Here is a 3,315-nt window from a genome sequence, read left to right on the forward strand (position 1 = left end):
TCCCCACAGTAACGTAAATCCTTTGGAAGCTTTGACAAAATGCTCCTCAGATTTTTCTGTTTTTAAGTTCCTTTTATATATGTCAATGGTCGTGGTAGATGAAAGTGCATTCAACTCCGAAGCTGTAGACGACATAGCCGCCGAAAAGATTACAGCTAGCAGCAATCCGATGAGGCCGGTGGGCAAATAATTTAATATGAAATGAATAAACACATAATCTTTGTCATTGGGTTCTTCGTCTACTTTTTTAATCAATGCTCTTGCTTCATCACGCAGATTGTTTTCTTTCTCGGTAAGTGCGATGATGCGTTTCTTCAAAACAGGATTATGTACATCAAGATTTAATTGGTTGGCGTACTTTAAAGTAATGGTCTTTTTTTCGTCCTGAATCACTTCCAATTCCTTTTCTAAAGCAATGTAATCCGGTGCGTAAACGGATTTTTCAACGGCATTTTGACTCGACGGATTAAAATTTAACGGCACTTTGTTAAACTGGAAGAATACAAAAACCATGACTCCAGTTAGTAGAATAAAAAATTGCATTGGGACTTTCAAAAAGCCATTGAAAATCAAGCCAAGCTGACTTTCTCTAACTGATTTCCCTGATAAATACCGTTGCACTTGCGATTGATCGGTACCAAAATAGGAGAGAGCCAAAAACAAACCTCCGGTCATGCCACTCCAAAAAGTGTAGCGACTGTTAGGGTTGAACGAAAAATCAACAATATTCATTTTCTCATTGATACCTGCAATTTGTAATGCGTTGTTAAAGGAAACTTCTTCCGGTAGGTAACTCAAGATTAAATAAAAGGCGATAAACATGCCTAACATAATGATAAACATTTGTTGTTTTTGGGTCACATTCACGGCTTTTGTACCGCCGCTAACGGTATAAATGATGACTAACACACCAAGTATAAAATTTAGCCAATTCAAACTCCAACCCAAGATGGTTGATAAAATAATGGCAGGTGCATAAATGGTAATTCCTGCCGCCAAACCGCGTTGAATTAAAAATAAGATGGCTGCTAAACTTCTGGTTTTTTGGTCAAACCTTTTTTCTAAAAATTCATAGGCAGTATACACATTTAGTTTGTGGTAAATGGGTATAAAAAAGATACATATAATTACCATGGCAATAGGTAAGCCAAAGTAGAATTGTACAAACCCCATTCCATCGTGAAACGCTTGTCCGGGTGTCGATAAAAAAGTAATGGCACTTGCTTGGGTTGCCATCACCGAAATACCAATGGTGTACCATTTAGCTTCGTTGTTTCCTAAAATGTATTCTTTTACATTCTGACTTCCCTTTGCTTTCCAAGAACCGTAAATGACGATAAAAGCAAGCGATACAATCAATATCAACCAGTCAAGTGTTTGCATGGCTTAGTAAAAGTATTTGGTGATAATATAAAACAGCTCAATATAAAGGGCATTTGCCAGCAAAACCCAGAAGTATATTTTTTTTATAGAAGTATTGTTAGGTTCCATAGTTTTAATTTGGGGTTCCAACTGAAATAAGATTCGAAAAGAGTCGATAGGCTCCGGAAACGCCGGCAGGTAATTCTCTGAAGAAACTCAGTCCGGTGTAAATATAATGTCCTTTTCCGTAAGGTGCAATCAATAATCCGCCGTCTTTTGGTTCTTCGCCCTTGTCATTCGATGACAGAATAGGCACAAAAGTGGCATCCCACTCGTCGGGATAATACAGTCCTTGTTCTTGAACCCAACCATCAAAATCTTTTGAAGTTATTTTGTTTGGGAAGTTTAAAACTTTGTGTGAAGGTGCCAAAAAGCTAACCTCTGCATCTTCTTCGGTCACACGGTCTCTGGATATTTTCAATTTAAATGGAGCCAACTCTTTAACGGTTAATTTTCCTGCGGTGTTGTATTGCACAATCATCGTGTTTCCTTCTTTCACAAAATCAAAAAGTATCGCCTGCTTAAAAGCCATTTCCTCAAGGGTATTGTAGGCTCGTATTCCTACTATTACTACTTGAAAGTTTTTTAAATTGTCTGTTGTAATTTCTTCGGGTTTGATAAGTGTTACCTGATAGCCTAGTTGGCTCAAATACTGCGGTACTTCATCGCCTGCACCCATTAAGTAGGCTATTTTCTCGTTGTTGATAGTAATGTCCAATCGACTAAATTTTGCTTCCGCATTTACTAAAACTTGTTGTTGAGCGATGTGTTCGTAAGTAATGTTGATCTGTTCTTTGTCTAATTTTTTACCGTCTATTATTGCATAACTTTTGGCTGTTATTTCGCTAGATTTCTTCGGCGGAGTTACCTCAAAATAGACCGTAGTTTCTGAACCTTTTTTATTTAATTGAAAAGGAATGGATTTTGGAACTACCTGCCAACCTTCTCCCAATTCTAAAAACAAATCTCCTGATATGTTATCCCGACCCGATTTAATTTTTACTCCGACTGTTTTGTTTTGATTGGAGTTGAAAATTTTTACTTTATCTGCAATGGAAGTAGTGACAACGGGAACAATATCCAAAGGCTTGTAAACTTCTCCTTTGACAGCATCGTTGTATTTATAAATTACATCCCGTTCAAAGGGAATCGTCACACCGCTGATAGCAATTTGAAAAGTTACTTTTACTTCTCGGATAATATCAGGGAGACCAATTTTAGTTTGGTCAGTAACTTTATACATACCCACTGTTCCCGATTCTTTCAACCAATAAGGAGCAGTATATTCATGATTATCAGGCAAGATTATTTTGATATCGCTGTAAAATGCTTTGTTGTTTTCTAAAGAAGTTTCTGGAATAGAACTACTACTAGTTGGAGTAGTGCTCAACGATTTAAAAACCATCGGTTGATTACTTCTGTTGGTTGCTTCAATTTTAATTGAAAGTTCGCTACCCGGACTGCTGCTTTGTACTTCTGCTACTGCTTCTACATACAATCCCGCACAACCGGCAATGATTTTCTTAACTTCTTCAATTTTGATTGTTTTCCAATGTGTATCATCTAAAGTTTGGATTTTCTGATAGATAACCACCAAAGCAGGTATACTCGCCGACGGGTTTTTAAAATCATAGTTCTTTTCTAAAGAGGTAACAAGCGTGCCTATTTCTGACCCGCCTTTGACCCGATTCCAGGATGTATCAATGCCGTCAAAAATATTTTTGCTGTTTGCAGGAGCTGTTCCTTTAATGAATTCTAAGTATTCCGTTTCATCGCCTCGCGAACCGGTACTGCCGAAACCTTGCGATTGGTGCCGACTTCTGCTTAATGCGGCAATCTCTTGATTCGATTTGCCTAACAGCGGATAGTAAACTCCCATGTCAAAATTATTTA

The 3,315-nt window shown here is 37.6% G+C and carries 2 protein-coding genes; both read right to left on the reverse strand.

Annotation, left to right across the window (positions count from 1 at the left end):
* Window positions 1–1,383 (reverse strand): sodium:solute symporter (locus tag ACIQ2S_RS12295; RefSeq protein ID WP_396176411.1); only part of this gene is annotated, 1,383 nt, incomplete at its 3' end.
* A 112-nt stretch (window positions 1,384–1,495) separates the two neighbouring features.
* A partial coding sequence (locus ACIQ2S_RS12300) for an LmbE family protein (RefSeq protein ID WP_396176413.1) occupies window positions 1,496–3,315 on the reverse strand: 1,820 nt, incomplete at its 5' end.

Origin of the sequence: Flavobacterium sp. (assembly GCF_044371705.1) — a bacterium.
Taxonomy (GTDB): domain Bacteria; phylum Bacteroidota; class Bacteroidia; order Flavobacteriales; family Flavobacteriaceae; genus Flavobacterium.